We start from the raw sequence: 16,916 nt of genomic DNA on the forward strand, positions 1-16,916 counted from the left end.
ATGCTCATTATAGGAGCTGCAATGAGAAAACTGGTTCATATAATTTACGGCGTGCTTAAAAACAAGGTACCTTTCGATCCAAATTACTCTCTCAAATCCTCTTGACTTCCAAGACGGTATCTGAACTTGTTTCAGAGAAGGGTTTATATACCCGGCACATTGCTAATTAGTCCAAAACAAGGCCCGTGTGTCCCTCATTTCGCAAGCTCCACCATCAATATCTCGTTCACGAGCTTCGGGTTAGCCTTCCCCTGGGTCGCCTTCATCACCTTGCCGACGAAGAAGCCGATGAGCTTCTCGTCCCCGGCTTTGTATCTGGAGATTTCCCCCGGGTGGTTCTTCAGTATATCCGCGATTATGCCTTCGAGCGCGCCCCTGTCGGATATCTGCTTTATGCCCTTTTCCTCGACGATCTCCTTCGCAGTCTTCCCCGTCGAAACCATTTCCTGAAAAACGTCCTTGGCGATCTTTCCGCTTATAGTCCCGTCGTCGATGAGCTTGAGGAGTTCCGCGAGGTTCTTCGGGCTGAGGGGCATTTCCCCGGCGCCTTCCTCCTCCTTCATCTCCCTCATGACCTCGGTCATTATCCAGTTGCTCACGGCCTTGGGGTTGTTGTAGTGCGAGAGGCACTCCTCGAAGTAGTCGGCGATCTCCTTCGACGCCGTAAGGACGGTTGCGTCGTACTCCGGGAGCTTGTATACGTCTATGAATCTCCTGAGTCTCTGATCGGGCAGTTCGGGGAGCGACGCTTTAAGTTCCTCGATCTTCTCCTTCTCTATCACAACGGGCAGGAGGTCCGGGTCGGGGAAGTACCTGTAATCGTGCGCTTCCTCCTTAGTCCTCATCGAAAAGGTCACGCCCCTCTCGGCGTCGAAGAGCCTCGTCTCCTGCACTATATTGCCGCCCCCTTCGATGACCGACACCTGTCTCCTTATCTCGTACTCTATCGCTTTCTGTATGAACTTGAACGAGTTCACGTTCTTTATCTCTACCTTCGTGCCGAGCGTTTTGCTCCCCCTGGGACGGACGGACACGTTTGCGTCGCACCTGAGGCTCCCCTCCTCCATGTTGCCGTCGCATACACCTATATACATCAGTATCGTGCGCAGCTTCTTCAAATATAGCGCCGCTTCCTCGGCGCTCGCTATGTCGGGCTCGCTCACTATCTCGACCAGCGGGACGCCCGCGCGGTTGAGGTCGACGTAGCTCGCCCCGCCCGCGTTTTCGTGGACGAGCTTCCCCGCGTCCTCCTCCATGTGTATCCTCGTTATCCTTATTTTTTTGGATGAGCCGTCAGCGCCTATCTCGAGCCATCCGTTCGTCGAAAAGGGCTCCTCATACTGCGAGATCTGGTAGCCCTTCGGGAGATCCGGGTAGAAATAGTTTTTCCGGGCGAACCGGGAGCGGCCGTGTATCTCGCAGTTGAGCGCGAGGGCGGCTTTTACAGCGTACTCGAGGGCCTTCCCGTTAAGCACCGGAAGCACGCCCGGCATGCCGAGGCATATGGGGTTCACCTGCGAGTTGGGCGGCGCGCCGAACTCCGTCGCGGCCGGGGAGAATATTTTCGACTTTGTCTTGAGGTGCGCGTGCACCTCGAGCCCTATGACCGGTTCAAATTCCATTTCGTCTGGTCTCCTTACAGTTAAGTTAATGGTGATTGATAAGAGGGAATTGTCAAGGAATACTAAAGCCATGCCGGAAAGGAATGTCCTGGTAATATCACCGCACCCCGACGATCTGGAGATAGGAATGGGCGGCACCGCCGCCAAGCTTATCGAGAGCGGCGTCAAGGTGGTCTCCCTCGTCGTAACAGACGGCAGGAGGAGCACGACCGTTTACGGCCTCAGTGAGGACGAGGTAGCCGAGCTTAGGGAGTCCGAGGTCAGGGAAGCCGTCGGAATCCTGGGCGTCCAGTATCTGATACTCCTCAGGCTCAGGGACTTGAAAAGCGAGGAGAACAGGAAACAATACGCATCCGAGCTGAAGGGGGTGCTTAACAGGTTCAGGCCCGAAGAGATATTCATGCCCCATCCGGAGATAGACAAGCACCCGACACACGTGGCCGTCGCTTCAATAGCGCTCGATGTTATAAAGGGTATGCCGGCTGACGAAATGCCTGTCAGGCCCCGGGTCTGGAGCTACGAGGTATGGACCCCATTCCCGTCTTACGACAGGATAGAGGACATATCCCTCCAGATGCACGTGAAAACGGCCGCGATCGACGCCCACAGGAGCCAGATCGAATACAAGGATTACACGGACGGCATGAGGGGCCTCAACAGGTATAGAGCGGTCTTCAACGAGACATCAGGGATCACCGTCATGCAGTACGCCGAGGTCTTCATCGAGCTCGGCAAGGTCAGGGATGGTGGCGATTAATCTGTCATTTCGAGCCGCAGGCGAGAAATCTAACTTTTGTCTTTGCATTTAATTTCCTCCGCCTGTCCTGAACTTGTTTCAGGATCTCGTTTTTTTCTTTTCTGTCATTCCCGACACCGATCGGGAATCTCGTTTTTTCTTTTTATTTCCTTCCTCCTAAGAAGGGGGAAGGTCAGGATGGGGGTGTCACCATTCATTCATATATCAAAATAAACCCGTTCGTCCTGAGCCCGTCGAAGGATTGAACGGGTGATACACCAGTATGTCCGCAGCGCTGCCGTCTCCCCCCTACGCATACCCCTTCCGGTTGCGTCGAATGGAGCGGACTACCAGCACGGCGAGGGTGATAACCGTGAGCGGTATGACGAACCAAACCATAGCGTATGCAAAGGTCCTTTCGAAATGATGGTCGGTCGAATCGAGCACAATGTAAGCCGTATAGGCCGCGTAGTATAGGAGGAACAGTTTACCCTCCCATCTGGCGATAACGTTCCCCGTGAAGAATATCGGAAGACACGCGATCGCGACCGCCGTCATTACCGGTATGTCGAACCTGAGTGCCGACTCCGATACGGGGATACCGTCGGGGGCCGCGATGCCCGATATTCCGAGCACTGCGAGTATATTGAATATGTTGCTCCCGACGACGTTTCCGACCGCAATGTCCCGCTCCCCGCGGATACTCGCTATTATTGATGTAGCTACCTCCGGCAGGGACGTCCCGGCTGCTATGATCGTGAGCCCGATGATGAGCTCGCTCAATCCGAGGTGAGACGCGATCAGTACCGCTCCGTTCACGAGCCACCGCGAGCCCAGCACGAGCATGCCGAGACCCCCGGCCACGAGCGCCAGGTCTACGATGAGAGTCTTTTTTCCGCGTACTGCGTATTCTTTCGTGAACTCGTCGGAAGTCTTGTCATTTTCTTTCCTGCTCTGCCAAATTAAAAATGCTGTATATGCAACTATACCTGCCGTAAACAGGACGCCGTCCGTCCGGCTGATGCTCCCGTCGAGACCGAGAATGAGCACGAGGACTGAGCAGAGGATCATGATTGGTACGTCGAGCCTTATGATCTGCCGGGATACCGCGAGAGGCACAATGACCGCGGATATGCCCAGTATGAAGAGGACGTTGAATATATTGCTTCCGACTACGTTCCCGAGGCTTATATCGGTCTTGCCGCTCACGCTTGCGATTACGCTCACGGCGAGCTCGGGCGAGCTCGTCCCGAACGCGACCACAGTGAGGCCGACCACGAGCGGCGAGATGCCGATTGACGAAGCGAGCCTCGACGCACCCCTTACAAGCGCCTCCGCTCCCGCGACGAGAATGATCAGTCCCAGCGCGAATAATACAAGCGTCATACGGGTATCCTGCCTGTCCTCAGGCTCCAGAGGAGCATGTCGAGTTCGTCGAGCCCTGTTCCGAGCTCGGCTGCCAAAGATTTCATCCTGCTTTCGATCTCCTTGTATCTCTTTCCGGTCGACGGCGGCTTGGGGGAATCTAGTATACCCAAATCGTAGAGCGATTTGAGGACATTTTTATCCAGTATGGCGTAGCCGCTGAACCCGATGTTTCTGAGGAAGTGGCTAGCCTGCGTGTAGCCTATGCCTTTAATGTCCCTGTTCAGCGCGAAGAAGTCCCTCCTTTCCTCCGGGCCCGGGAACGAATCGACGAGCTCCCTGAGCTTGAAGCCGTACTCTTTTTTCAGGTACTCACGCGTGTGGACTATGTAATACGCTTTTTCGGGGTACTTATGGATACCTTTCAGTCTGCTTTCGGACTCCTCTGCGGAGCCTTCGAGAAGAATATCCTTTATCGCTTCGAGCGATTTGAGGCCGACCTTCGGTCCAACGGCGGACGTCAGTATGCAGTACGCGAGCTCTTCGAAAATCTTCCTGTCGTCGGCGCTCTCCCGTATCTTCCTGAACTCCGCGAGCTGCGCCTCTATCATATCCTTCCTGCGGGAGTATACGGCCCTTAATTCTTCGAGAGCGCTCTGTCTTCCCATCGGATTTATTCTATCATGTATTTGCCCGCGGCAGTGCGGACAGTCCGGAATAGATCAACTGAGCTTTAACGGAATGACCTGCGAAGTGACCCATACGGCGGCCAGGAGGAAGCAGACTGAGATCAGGAATACGCCCAGCTTTTTCATGAACGATACCCTGGACTCTTTATGTCCTTCCTCCATATTCATACTCGGCATTTCGGTCATGCCGGTCATTCCCTGTTTGCCCGATACGGCCGACATCATCCCGTGCTTGAGCCCGCTCCCGACGAGCCAGGAATTCACCGGATAAGCCGCTATCGCCCCCGCTATAGTCGCGAGCGACGAGATACCCCAGAACATGAGTCCCTTCGGGTCGTCCCCTCCGGGGATCTTCATCCGCAGTATCGCCATCACCGGAATCATGCCGACCATTACGAAGTTCATCGACACGGTTTCTGCGAAGAAGGTCTTTTTTACGGCTTCGATGTAGTTCCCCCCGGCCATCGATTTCATGAAAAGCGCCTGGAATATGAGTAACCCCATAATGAAAGCCGTAGCATATTCGATAATGAGGTCGATGCCGTTCGGAAGCGCGAGATGGAACGTGAGGACCGCGCCGAGGATAAGGCCGGTCGCATCCCCCGCGACACAGTGCATGAGTGAGCCTACCGACTGTTTCCAATGCGGGGCGATGAACCGGTCGTGCGTGCCGGGCAGGGGCTTCCGGCAGGAGAGCATGTACAGGAAAAGCCCGAGAGGCCCCGTGTAGAGGATTATCAGTATCCAGGCGAGCTTCATCACCCACTGGGCGGGCGTGTTCGTCTCGAGGTCGTATATGAGGAATATGAGTGACGCCCCGACGAGTATGTACCAGAGTACGAGCGCTCCGCCGACCATCGTATGAGGTATTATCATCTGATTTTCCGGTTAGCTTTAATGTCGGTCGATACAGACTTTATCGAAGCCATTATCACATCAATATCGATATATTGTCAACAGTTTGACACACTCCCGGCCCGCGTGTGATAATCTGAATCTGGCATGACGATCGGGGAGCCTGTCGAATCCTGCCGCGTGAGCCGCCCGCTAATGGTCTCACTCGCGCGGCCCCGCCGCATATAATCTATGGACCTCAAACGTTATCTCGTCAAATTCCGTGTCGAAATCGCCCTCAAGATCACTCTGGGCGGCGTAATCGCTGTCCTCATCTGTAATTATTTTCACCTCGCCTCCGGTTTCCTCGCTCCGGTGATCCTGTATATGATCATGACGGGATTCCACGGCAAGACATTCGAGGTCGGGGTCCAGTCCCTCATCGGCGGCGTGTTGACGGCGGTTTATTCACTCCTGATCGTCTACTATTTCCTCGACTCGAAACCCCTTTATTTGATACTCTCGGCGGTATGGATATTTTTTTGCGTAACGTTCATAGGGAGCTATTTAATCGCTTCCGTGCTGAGTGCCATACTCGCGGCGATGACCATGTTCGTCGCGATATTCGGCACGGTATCCGAAACCACGGCCTCGGTGCAAAACTACCTCGTGCAGCTTTTCGTCGCGGTAACTGTCGCCTGGCTCGTAGATGAGATCATATGGCCCCACAGGAGCAAAGGTGCGCTTTATCTAACGCTCTCTAGCGTATACAAAGATTATTCGAACCGCTTCAGGAGCTACGCGGGGGGTGAGGGGCGAGGGACGCAGGTCCAAAAGTTCGATTCCGCAACCGTGGACGTATTCAACAATCTAGTCAATCTCGTGAGGAGAACGGAGCGCGAAACGCGCGACGGCAGTTTCCACGCCGAGCCTTTCCTGATGCTCGTCGCATATGCAAAGAGCATGTATATCAAGCTCGACGTTCTCGGGGGTGTCATGAGCGAGGAGCACCGGTGCTTCGAGGACCGGGCTGTTTCCGGTGGATTGAACGATTTGTTTGCCGTTCTCTCGGACGGGTTCGGAGAGCTCGCAGGCGCCATAGGGGAGAGCCGCTCCTCTGCGCCTGATACGAGCGAGCTCGACGCGAAGATCACGAACTTGAAGACGATTTACGAGAGCATGCATTCCGCGGAGGGTAAAGACCGGGACTATTTCGAGGACCTCCTCGCTTTCGGGGCGATACTCCCGCTCCTAGAGGAAACGGCGGCTCTGCTCCGGAAAGCAGTCCGTGTATGGAATATCATTTACAACCGCGAATACGATAAGCTGGCCGGGGAGAGAGTCACAAGATCTCCCGGGGTCGAAAAGCTCAGGTCGGTCAAGAAACCTTATATCTCGAAGGAGACGGCGCAGCAATCCGTCAAATCGGTGCTGGTAATATTGCTCCTTCTTTTCGGCGAGCTTATTTTCAAGCTCCCCGGTGGGTACCAGGCCTCTTTCTACGGTGTGCTCTTCGGCTCCATACCGAATACGGGTCAGGCGCACCTGAGGGGGAGACTCGCGATAATAGGCGTTCTGGCGGGGCTTATTTACGGCATCGCGGGATTATACATAATCACGCTGATCCCTCATTTCCCGCTGCTTCTCCTCATCTTCTCGCTAGGCTCTTTCGTTTCCGCGTATGTCGCGACCGGGAGCCAGAAGATAGCTTTCTCGGGCCTCCAGGCCGGTCTCATGCTCCCCTATGTCTTTTTTTCGAGCCCGGGACCCCAGATCAGCCTCAGCCTGGCGATTATGAGACTGTGCGCCTTGCTCGCGGCCTCGGCGATAGGCCTCCTTGTCCTTCACAACGTCTGGCCCGTAAGCCCTTATCGCGAGCTAAAGAGGAAGATATCCTCCGCGCTCAGGATCAGCGGCGCGATATTAGGCAAGATTCTCATGCTCGACGAGAAAGTGAGGGGTGAGATCGAGTCACTCGTCGACCCCCTTGCCGCGTCCATGCCCACGAGCGCTTCTCTCCTCTTCGACGCCCAGTATATTATCAGCGACGAGAAGCTCCATGCAGAGGACTTCGTTGAGATAATCGAATCACTCGAAGTAATCTACGCGGAGCTCGAGACCCTGAAAAAAACTATATATTCGGATAAGGACAGCGAGCTCCTGATAAAGTACCTCTCGCAAATGTCCCCCGATTACAGGAGGCTTTGCGATCTTTTTGACGAGGCTTCAAGGCAGTTCTTTACGAGGGAGGACCCGACTCATTCCCTTGATATGCTATCGCAGCAGATACTTGAGCACAGGCAGGCGTTTCGCGATACGGGCTTCTGGAAACGTTTTCCTCTGGAGGAGGTGGAAAAGGACGTCCTCATTGCCGAGAGCGTCGACGCCGTTCTCGGCTCACTCCGCAGGATCACGGTCTGCATTAACAGGATAAACGGATCTGAAGAGCCTTCCGGAGCCGCGCTAAGGGCTTCGAAAGCTTAGGTTAGCGAGCCGCCGGGCGATTCTGGACAACGCCCGCCACGCTTTGTATAATGCCGGATTAGAATCGGGATTCGAACTCCGGTCATGCGTTCTGTCTCCGGAACAAAAGCCCTATGGACCTGTTCGCGGTATTCACAATACTCATAACGCTTACGGCGGTCTTCAGCTTCGTCAACGAGGCCTTCGTCAGGCTCCCCACGACGATCGGCGTAATGCTCGCATCCCTGTTATCTTCGGTCCTTATAATCACGTTCGGATACCTGGGGTTCGGCAGAATTGACTGGGCGGTAGAGCTCGTGCAGGCGGCCGATTTCGACCACCTCTTCATGAACGGCATGCTGAGCTTCCTTCTCTTCGCTGGAGCTTCGAGCGTTAATATAGACGAGCTTGGGGAGTACAAGTGGACGATTACATACCTAGCCACCCTGGGCATGGTCCTCGCCACTATACTGACCGGGGTTGTGGTTTGGTGGGTGTTCGGAGCTATAGGAGTGGACCTGCCTCTTATTTATGCGCTCATTTTCGGCGCGATTATCTCTCCGATAGACGCGGTAATCGTCTTGAAGCTCTTCAGGCGGATTCAGCCCGGGAAGACCCTCGAGTCGGTAATCTCCGGAGAGTCTCTCTTCAACGACGCCGTCGCCGTGGTGCTCTTCGTTCTGCTGATTGAGCTGACCACCGGGGAGACTCAGTTTTCTGCGCTCCGCATAGGTGAGTTCTTCCTCAAGGAAGCCCTGGGCGGCCTCTTTCTCGGTATCGCGCTCGGCTTTGTCAGCTACAGGATGATTTACGAGATAATAAGGAGGGGCGCTGACGGCAGGATAGTCGTCGCGCTGATAACGCTTTCACTCGTAGCCGGCGGATACATTCTGGCGGAGAGGCTGGACGTCTCGGCCCCGCTTACGTGCGTAGTGGCCGGCCTCTTTCTCGCGAGGAGACGGAGGTTCATACCCGGCTCCGCAGACCACATAAGGTCCTACGTGAACAGCCTCTGGGAGGTGATAGACGACGTCCTCAACGCTATCCTCTTCGTTCTGATCGGTCTCGAGGTGCTTGTGCTCGAAATAGAGAAGTCATATATAATCTGCGGACTGATATCCATACCCCTCATCACCGCCGCCCGTTTTATAAGCGTCGAAGTGCCGCTCGTATTCTTAAAACTGTTCAGGCACCTCCCCTCGCTCTCGGGTTTTATAATGACGTGGAGCGGGATAAGGGGAGGCGTGTCGATCGCGCTCGCGCTGGCGCTCGACGATTCTCCCTACCGCGACCTCATAGTGCTGATGACGTACATCGTCGTGGTGTTCTCGATTCTCGTCCAGGGCCTCACTCTGGAGAACGCGCTCAAATGGAACAGGGACAGACTGAATTCCAAATAACGGCGGGCTATTTAATTATTCTGATTTAGGTGTTAGTTTTACTTTGTCTGTCGGGAGCCGGGTGTAGCGGACCACCCCGCCCGTATGCTGAAATTACAAAGGAGGAGCAATATTATGTCAAAGGTCATGTCAGCTTTATCGATGGCGGCAATGATGCTTGTGCTGGGAGCGTGCGCCGCGATACAGGGCGAGCAGTCGAAGAGCACGGAAGAGCTCTTGGCCGCCGCGGGTTTTCAGATAGTCGCGGCGGACACGCCCGAAGAGATGAACATGCTGAACTCTCTCACCCCGAACAAGGTCCAGTTCAGCGTAAGGGACAACAAGCCCCTTTACTGGTACGCCGACCCCTACAACTGCAAATGCGTATGGACCGGAGACCAGGCCGCGTATGACAGGTACGAGAACTTGGTCTATGAATCCAATCTGGTCGACGAAGAGCAGGAGGCGGCGATGATGGCCGAGCAGGCCGAGTTCGGGCCCGGGTTATGGGGCTGGGCGGGCGGCCCCTGGGGCTGGTAACGAAAGGCCGCTTCCGTACTCTGAAGTCGAAGGGTGAAACTATTCGCGAAACGGGCTATGCTTTGAATCGGCCTGTGTCGTTTCCGGTGCGATAAATCCATGAGCCTTAAAGACCTTGCATCCAGATTCAAGCTCGGTAATATGACCTACTCGACGAAATTCTGGGTGATCCTTATCGTTTCCCTGATCGTCCTCCTCATCGTCTACTATATACTGCTCGACAGGTACACCCCTTATACGAGCGACGCGTACGTGCAGGCGTACGTGCTTCAGGTGGCTCCTCAGGTTGACGGACAGGTCGTCCGTTTATACGTAAAGAACAACGAATACGTCGACAAAGGGCAGGAGCTCTTCAGCCTCGACCCGAGGCCTTACGAGTACAAGGTGCAGCAGCTTAAGGCGAAGCTCGTCCAGACGAGACAGAATATAGACGAGCTCAAGAGCGATATTGCGGCTGCGGAAGAGGCCGTGAAGAAATCGAGCGCGGACCACGCCTACGCGTCCCAGCGCTACAAGGACCTCGAGCCTCTCGTCGAGAAGAACTACATAGCCAGGCTCGAGTTCGACCAGGCTACCGAGCAGCTTAACTCGACCCTCGCTGAGCTCAATCAGTCGAAGGCCGATTACGAGAAGGCGAAACAGGCCCTCGAATACAAGATCGACGGCGACTACGCGATAATCAAGGAGGTAGAAGCCGCGCTCGCCACAGCCGAATACAACCTCACGCAGACGACGTTCTACGCGCCTACGGACGGTTACGTCACCAACCTGCAGCTCACCGTCGGGTCATATATAAAAACGGGCGAGCCCGTCCTCACGTTCGTGGACGACGACAGCTGGTGGGTGGTCGCGAATTTCAGGGAGAACAGCGTGGGGCAGATAAAAGCCGGGCAGGAGGCGGAGGTGAGCCTCGCTTTATACCCGGGGACGATATTCAAAGCCGTCGTAGAAAGCACCGACTGGGGTGTGAGCGCCGGGCAGGGGATTCCCTCGGGCTTCCTTCCTATGGTAAAGGACCCGGAGAACTGGGTGCAGATCGCCCAGCGTTTCCCCGTGCGGCTCAGGATCACGAACATAGACCATGATAAATACAAGCTAAGGATAGGGGCGTCCGTCAGCGTCGCCGTGTTCACGGGCGACAATATAATACTGAACCCGCTCGCGAAGCTGTGGCTCCGCATCGGGAGCCTCGTCGATTTTATCTATTGATTGTATCCGCGGTATCCGACACCTTGCGATGATCCGTCTCAGATGCCCGTCCGTTTTGTCACCTAACGTGCTTGAATATAGTCCAGAGTATTTTATAGCCTGCCCTGAACGTGCCCCCGAGAGTGCCCGTTACCTTCGAGACCCCTATGCGCTTCCTGTAGCTTACGGGAACCTCGCCGCACTTTAATCCTCTCTTGGCCGCTTTTATCTGCATCTCTACAGTCCAGCCGTACGTCATGTCCGTCATTCCGAGCTCGACTAGTTTATCGAGCCTTATCGCGCGGAAGGGGCCGAGGTCTGTGAACTCCACCCCGTAGAGCCACTTTATGAGAGTCGTCGCGAGCGCATTCCCGAAGAGCGCCTGAGGCAGCAGCGCACCCTTCTCCCGCTCGCCCTTCGTTCTCGATCCGATGACCATGTCGAACCCGTCCTCGACGATAGGCTTTACGAGGAGCGGCATCTCCTCCGGGTAGTCGGAATAATCGCCGTCGAGGAATACGATTATTTCGGGCCTCTCGCCTTCAGGCTTGGAGAGCGCGTACTCTATTCCCTTCATGCACGCGTACCCGTACCCGCGCCTTGCTTCACTCAGCACCGTCGCGCCCGCACCGGCGGCAGCCTTCGCGGTCCCGTCCGTCGACCCGTTGTCCGTCACGACCACCTCGCTCACGAGGTCCCGCGGTATATCGGCAATCACCTTCCCGATGGACATCTCTTCATTAAGCGCGGGGATGATAGCGAGGATTTTAGGAGTCATGGTATTGGCTCTTGATAATGCTGATTAGATAAGTTATTAATTATAGTAGCCATTATGATAAATAACCGACCTATATCACTCAATTTCAGATTGTTATATCACAGAATTCCGTTATTACTACTATTAATATTTCCTTTTATATCGTTAGGATGTGACGGTAACAATGACGGAGGTTCTGAACCTGATTGTGTCGATATAAGTTCTCTAGAGGAGTTTGAAGCCTGCCCTGCTGAGGGTCTGACGATGGTCTGCAGAAGTCTTTTCTGCGATTTTTTTGAATCCGGGCAAACGTCTCCCACACCGCCTGTCTTACAGCCTGTAATCTTCCCTGGCGAATGCGAGCAAATAGATTGTTCGGCTATGGAATGCACAATTCGATCTACTGATACCGGAGATGTAATAGGCACCGGAGTATTTACCATTTCGACCTTACTAACGACCGAAGACCTATTTACCGGCAGTGTCGTGGTCGATGAAACCGATCATTTCGATTATTTTTGCAATAGTGTAGTTTTCTAGCTCATTTTTTCGATATCGAGCATGCCGGAAAATTTACATGCCTTTTTAAACGCAGCGGAGCTACAAACACTAAGTGCGCTTCCCCTCTCTCATAAGTACGGGGGAGGCGGCGAGTGAGTCTATGCTTATCACCCTTCCGCTCTTCCTGTCTATCTGCCCGAATTTGAGCACTCCGGTAGGGCAGGACTGGACGCACGCGCTGCATCTCACGCACTCGGGGTCGCTCATCGGGAGGCCCTTGTTGGCGAAGTTCATTATGTCTATTCCCTGGTGGCAAACCGAGGTGCAGACGTTGCATGATATGCACTTCTTCTTGTCGGCTAGTATCCTGAACCGGCTGAATCTTGCATATATGTGCATGAGCGCTGCGAGCGGGCACATGAACCTGCACCATACCCTCCCGCTGTACCAGAAGTAGAGTCCGTATCCGACGATACCCGCGAGCGTCAGGTCGACTATATACTTGTAGTTGAGCTCTATACCGAATGGCTTCCAGCCGTAGAACGCGCCCTCATAAAATCTATAGATTGATTGACCGACTGCGGTGCTCGGGAACGCCCAGCTCAATATCCTGGCCAGGAGTATGATGAAAGCGATAGCGAGTATTGCCTGGCCGACCATATTGAGCCTGTTCCACCTGGCCCCGTGAGGCATCTTGTGTCTCTGTGTGTCTCCAAGCGTTTCGGCCATCGCGCCGCAGGAGCATATCCATCCGCAGTATGCCCCTTTTCCCCAGAAGTAGATGATGAGAGGAATAAGCACGAACGTCTGGATTACGCTTATGATGAGCCACGTCCAGAGCGGCTCGCTGCTGAACACGTTCCATACGAAGAGGGGCCATGCCAGTATGAGACCGAACGCCCTCCAGTATTCCCTCCCGTGCCCGTAGTTTGCCGACGGGAAGAGCGCGTCTGCTACAGACTTCATGAACCCAGTGTCGAAGAATCCGTTGTGCCCGAGATATGGGAGGAGTATATAGGGGAGAAGGAATAACGGTATCACCTGGAATAGGGTGAGAGAGAGAGTCTGCGCCGTAATATAAGGAGTTTTTCTCCTCCTTATGCGGAGAGTACCGAAGATTATGATTATGATCGTGTATAAGAGCGAGTAATAGAACCCGGGCTCGCTCAGCGTTATAGACAGAGTGCCGACGAGAGTCGACGGGTCGTTCACCATGCTCGTGAATGATTCGCCGAAGCCGGCGAAGAAGCCGGGGAGGTTGAACGGGAACCACTCGTTTTTTTCGAAAAGCTTCGTGAGAGCACCGCCGGCCTTCCAGTTGTAAACAAAGGTCATAAGGAGAAGGAAAAGGATCATGGCCGTAATGGACTTGGCGTTCATCTCGCCTTTTATCTTCACGCCGCTCCGTCTGAAGAAATCGAGAGGGGCCTCGCGCCCTATCATCGTGAAGACTGCGTCGTTCGGTATCGTGATCTCATTTCCGTCGCGGTCTATGAGCGTCGCGTCCGCGTCCCCTATGCTCTTCACGCGGCTCTTCATTAGGAGTGTGATCTTCCCGGGCTTATGTTCCCCGGGCATGAAGCCCCCCGTGCTCGTAGTCACGCGCTCTGACGAGGGCGTCTCGATCGATACGTCCGCCATCGGGTCTGCCATCAGCATTTTCAGGTTCTCCACGTTTTCGGGCTTGGGGCGTGAGAACTCCTCGTTCCTGTAGGAGTGCGTGACGTTCCCGCCCGCCCGCGCGATCGCTATCGACGTCTCGAGTGCGCTGTCCCCTCCTCCCACTACGAGCACGTTTTTGCCTTCGTAGTCCTTGGGGTCGTGGAGCCTGTTGAATACCTTGTCCTTGTCTTCTCCGGGCACGCCGAGCATACGGAAATTACCCGAGCGTCCTATGCCCACTATGACGCGGAGCGCTTTCAAACTCCCCCCGTCGGGAATGACCGCCTCGACGTGACCGCCCGTGTTGACGATTTTCTCCACTCTCATTATTTTCGGCCGGATCCCCCTCCCGAGCGTCTCTTCTTTTATCTCTTCGACGAGAGGCTCCTTCACATCCTTCGTGAACTGGAGGTCTCCTGCGGGCACCATGTCCGTCGGGTAGGTGTAGATCGGTTTCCCTTTGGGGAAATTCACTATCGTCGAGAAGGGCTCCGTCGCTTCGAGTATCTCGAACCTGAGCCCGTTCCTTTTTGCTTCGAGCGCGGCCGCCATCCCCGATACGCCCGCCCCGACTATTACGAGGTCTAGCACGTCAGCGTCCTTCGAGGACTCGCGGCTTTTGAGGAATCCCTCGTCTTCGAGAATATGCATCACCGCCCTCGCGCCCGAGTCGGACGAGAATTTAAGGAGCGGTATCCCCGTGAGGTCTCCCACGATGTAGAGCCCCGGGACGTTAGTCGAGTAGTCCTCTTTTACCTCCGGCAGCTTCTCCACTATCCCCGCCGGCCACTGTGTGTGTAGCCACTTCGTATATTTTCTTATCAGTCCGAACATCTCATCTCCTCAGCATGGAATCTATGGTGCATAAATGCTCTCGTTCGTATCTGTCATAATATTCTATTTCGCCTCAGACGATATATCATTGAGCGACCAGTCGTAGTCTGTATATACAATTATATATTGCCCGTTCGTGATGTCGCCGTAATATTCTTTCAGGAACCCTGGGACGGAGCCGGCTCCGGACTCGAAGTCCGCTGCATACCATTCGAATATAGGGGAGAGGCGTATTGTTTTATTTATCCTGTCGACGGAATTTTTCTCCGTATCGGCAAGGAATTTCTTTGTTTGAGCTTCGAGCTGACTGTCCAATCTAGCGGCGACGTAAGTCTCGCCTGAGAGGGGAGGGCAGCCCATAGCCGCACAGACGAGCGCGAAGTGAATCTTCGGCTCTTTGAAATTCTTTCGTATTATCCCGTTCTCGAGCGCGTTGAGCGTAATTGTTTCACCGAAGAGCTCGACGACGGGCTCTTCCCACGGCCCTTTCCCGCCGCTTCCTATTTCTTTTATGCTTTTTACGGGGTAATTCTGGATTACGAGGTCGAGAGTCTCCGCGTTATACACATTTATGAGGAAAGCCAACTGCTCGTCACGAGTCCACCCCTCGAATTCTCGCCTGGTCACCCGAGCGGTTGATTCCAGGTATGCGCGGAGCTGACCGTGATTGGATTTGAGACCACGGTAATCAACAAGACCGTTTTTTACATAAAGGGACAGCACCTCCCCATAGAGACCTTGTGTATCGTCGGATGCGGAGGATTGGAAAGAGAGCACAGTAAGTAATGCGAGTGATAATAGTAATCTCCCAATGTTATCAAGCGCGAAACTGCGTATGTGCTCCCGGGTTGTCATTTCACTGGGCTTCCGCAATAATATGAATATACGCTTTAACGCGTAGTGCGGATTCGTTTTTTTTCTCGGGATGCGGCGGTTGCGGGATTATTCTTCCCTGCGGACCTTCCACCAGTCTCCTGCCCTGACGAGGAGGGCCCTCGCGTATTCGGCGTGAGACCACATGAGGGGCGAAGCGAATTGGATATACCCTTCGCCCGGCTTTTTGTCTTTTTTGAACATGCGCTTCTTGGAGCACGCTTCGTAGGAGCGGTGCATGTTGTTCGCTTCTTCGAGTATTTTATTGAAGTCTATGTCGTCGAGCAGAATGTCCTTGTAGAATTCTTTCTGAAAATCGATCCCGGTCTTCCACTCCCTCTCCATGAATTCCTCGAACCTCCTGAGAGTCGAGAGATGCTCCGGTATCTCCCCGGCGTCGCTCCTGTAGGAGTCGATTATGGAGAGCAGCTCGTCGCCGCGTTTGACGTTCCCGCTCCAGTAGTGGTACTGGGCGAGCACCGCGGTGTACTGGAGCCAGGGTCCGTTGCCAGCGTGCACGTGAGTCGAGAGATCCCTGTAATAGGGGAGATACCTCATTATCATCCCCAGCTCCCTGTCCCATAGCTGTTTCTCGATAAACGCAACGCTGTTCTGCATCTGCTCTTTATAGTGAAGGAAACCGTAATAAAAAGGACTGAGGATCGTAAAGTCGGGCCGCATGTCCATGATTCCCGAAGGGTCTGTCCTCCTCACGTACCTGTTCCCCGACATGAACAGCTCGCTCACCGAATATAAGAACCACTCGCGGAAGCTCAGATGTTCGGGCGAGATGATATTCTTCCGGTCGATCTTGTCCGCGACTTCCTTCGCCAGGGAAAAAGCGTAGAGGAAAGAAAAGTTCACCCAGCACGTGTAACCCTGTTCCATCGCCGATTCGTGTATCGCCGTAGTCGAGTAAAACAGGTTTAGCTCCTCTTCGTACAGCTCTTTCCGGCCGTAGCCGAGAGCCCTGTCTACGCAGGCGAGGAAGCTCTCGAGGTCCTCTATATCTTTCTTTAAATACTCGGCGGTCAGAAGGTAATTGCAGATAATGGATATCCCGTGGGCGACGTTGTCTTCCTGTCTGTAGATGCTTTTGTTCTCGCCTTCGACGCTGTACCGCTGTCCCCACGACCCTTCGGGGGAAATCGTGTCTTTCATGAAACGGGCCATCGATTTCATTATGCCGAAGGCGCTCTCGGCCGCGTCGTATCCGTGCGCCGACCCGGCAAGGCGCCTGAAGAGCTGCACGGCGCAGCTCGAGTCTCTCGTGTACACGTACGGGTATCTCGTTTCGGGCGGGGAAGCGAGGAGCAGCCTCCCGTATTTTTCGCTCGCCGACGTGCATCTCATGATAATGTCCATATGCCCGGACAGGTCGTCGTTGAGTCTCGTGAGCTCTTTTCCGCTTATACCCATGCCGTCCCTCCCGGTAATTTCCATCCGGCCGACGAAGCTTTCTTCTGCAACTGA

Annotated in this window: 14 protein-coding genes; 6 read left to right on the top strand and 8 right to left on the bottom strand. The window is 54.4% G+C overall.

All coding sequences use genetic code 11. The features are described from left to right. A partial coding sequence (locus AB1598_14540) for an IS110 family transposase (GenBank protein MEW6146228.1) occupies window positions 1-105 on the top strand: 105 nt, incomplete at its 5' end. A gap of 89 nt (window positions 106-194) precedes the next feature. On the opposite strand, the gene gatB is transcribed toward AB1598_14540, so the two are convergent. Then, window positions 195-1,622 carry an Asp-tRNA(Asn)/Glu-tRNA(Gln) amidotransferase subunit GatB gene (gene gatB / locus AB1598_14545; protein ID MEW6146229.1) on the bottom strand — a complete coding sequence of 476 codons (1,428 nt, stop codon included), beginning with the start codon at window positions 1,620-1,622 and terminating at the stop codon, window positions 195-197. 70 nt (window positions 1,623-1,692) lie between these two features. On the opposite strand from gatB, the gene AB1598_14550 reads away from it, so the two are divergent. After that, window positions 1,693-2,379, top strand: a complete 687-nt coding sequence (locus AB1598_14550; protein MEW6146230.1) for a PIG-L family deacetylase — start codon at window positions 1,693-1,695, stop codon at window positions 2,377-2,379. Between the two features lie 288 nt (window positions 2,380-2,667). Here AB1598_14550 and AB1598_14555 read toward each other — a convergent pair whose 3' ends face one another. The 3 genes from AB1598_14555 to AB1598_14565 are packed head-to-tail and all read right to left on the bottom strand — an operon-like array spanning window position 2,668 to window position 5,288. Next, on the bottom strand, window positions 2,668-3,744 hold the full coding sequence (locus tag AB1598_14555) for a calcium/sodium antiporter (GenBank protein ID MEW6146231.1): 1,077 nt from the start codon (window positions 3,742-3,744) through the stop codon (window positions 2,668-2,670). Continuing rightward, window positions 3,741-4,391 carry a hypothetical protein gene (locus AB1598_14560; protein ID MEW6146232.1) on the bottom strand — a complete coding sequence of 217 codons (651 nt, stop codon included), beginning with the start codon at window positions 4,389-4,391 and terminating at the stop codon, window positions 3,741-3,743. Before AB1598_14560 ends, AB1598_14555 begins: the two co-directional genes overlap by 4 nt. Before the next feature lie 54 nt (window positions 4,392-4,445). After that, the gene (locus tag AB1598_14565; GenBank protein MEW6146233.1) at window positions 4,446-5,288 is read right to left on the bottom strand and encodes a DUF4396 domain-containing protein; all 843 of its coding nucleotides are present in this window, start codon (window positions 5,286-5,288) and stop codon (window positions 4,446-4,448) included. Between the two features lie 210 nt (window positions 5,289-5,498). On the opposite strand from AB1598_14565, the gene AB1598_14570 reads away from it, so the two are divergent. The 4 genes from AB1598_14570 to AB1598_14585 all read left to right on the top strand — a co-directional run bounded on the left by AB1598_14570 (window position 5,499) and on the right by AB1598_14585 (window position 10,837). Continuing rightward, complete coding sequence (locus AB1598_14570; protein ID MEW6146234.1) at window positions 5,499-7,730, top strand: FUSC family protein; 2,232 nt, start codon at window positions 5,499-5,501, stop codon at window positions 7,728-7,730. Between the two features lie 113 nt (window positions 7,731-7,843). Next, window positions 7,844-9,109 carry a sodium:proton antiporter gene (locus AB1598_14575; GenBank protein ID MEW6146235.1) on the top strand — a complete coding sequence of 422 codons (1,266 nt, stop codon included), beginning with the start codon at window positions 7,844-7,846 and terminating at the stop codon, window positions 9,107-9,109. Between the two features lie 114 nt (window positions 9,110-9,223). Continuing rightward, window positions 9,224-9,628 (top strand): hypothetical protein, encoded by a 405-nt coding sequence (locus AB1598_14580; GenBank protein ID MEW6146236.1) that lies wholly within the window; start codon window positions 9,224-9,226, stop codon window positions 9,626-9,628. 99 nt (window positions 9,629-9,727) lie between these two features. Continuing rightward, window positions 9,728-10,837: an HlyD family secretion protein gene (locus AB1598_14585; protein MEW6146237.1), complete on the top strand. Its 1,110-nt coding sequence runs from the start codon at window positions 9,728-9,730 to the stop codon at window positions 10,835-10,837. A gap of 58 nt (window positions 10,838-10,895) precedes the next feature. Here AB1598_14585 and AB1598_14590 read toward each other — a convergent pair whose 3' ends face one another. The 4 genes from AB1598_14590 to AB1598_14605 form a co-directional block, all read right to left on the bottom strand. Beyond that, a complete protein-coding gene (locus AB1598_14590) occupies window positions 10,896-11,594 on the bottom strand; it encodes a glycosyltransferase family 2 protein (protein ID MEW6146238.1) in 699 nt (232 codons plus the stop codon). Between the two features lie 588 nt (window positions 11,595-12,182). Continuing rightward, on the bottom strand, window positions 12,183-14,570 hold the full coding sequence (locus AB1598_14595; protein MEW6146239.1) for an NAD(P)-binding domain-containing protein: 2,388 nt from the start codon (window positions 14,568-14,570) through the stop codon (window positions 12,183-12,185). A 63-nt stretch (window positions 14,571-14,633) separates the two neighbouring features. Continuing rightward, window positions 14,634-15,197 (bottom strand): DUF547 domain-containing protein, encoded by a 564-nt coding sequence (locus AB1598_14600; protein MEW6146240.1) that lies wholly within the window; start codon window positions 15,195-15,197, stop codon window positions 14,634-14,636. 315 nt (window positions 15,198-15,512) lie between these two features. Next, on the bottom strand, window positions 15,513-16,862 hold the full coding sequence (locus tag AB1598_14605) for a hypothetical protein (GenBank protein MEW6146241.1): 1,350 nt from the start codon (window positions 16,860-16,862) through the stop codon (window positions 15,513-15,515). Window positions 16,863-16,916 lie beyond the last annotated feature (54 nt).

This window comes from Thermodesulfobacteriota bacterium (genome assembly GCA_040754335.1).
In the GTDB taxonomy this organism is placed as follows: Bacteria; Desulfobacterota_D; UBA1144; order Nemesobacterales; family UBA2774; genus 2-12-FULL-53-21.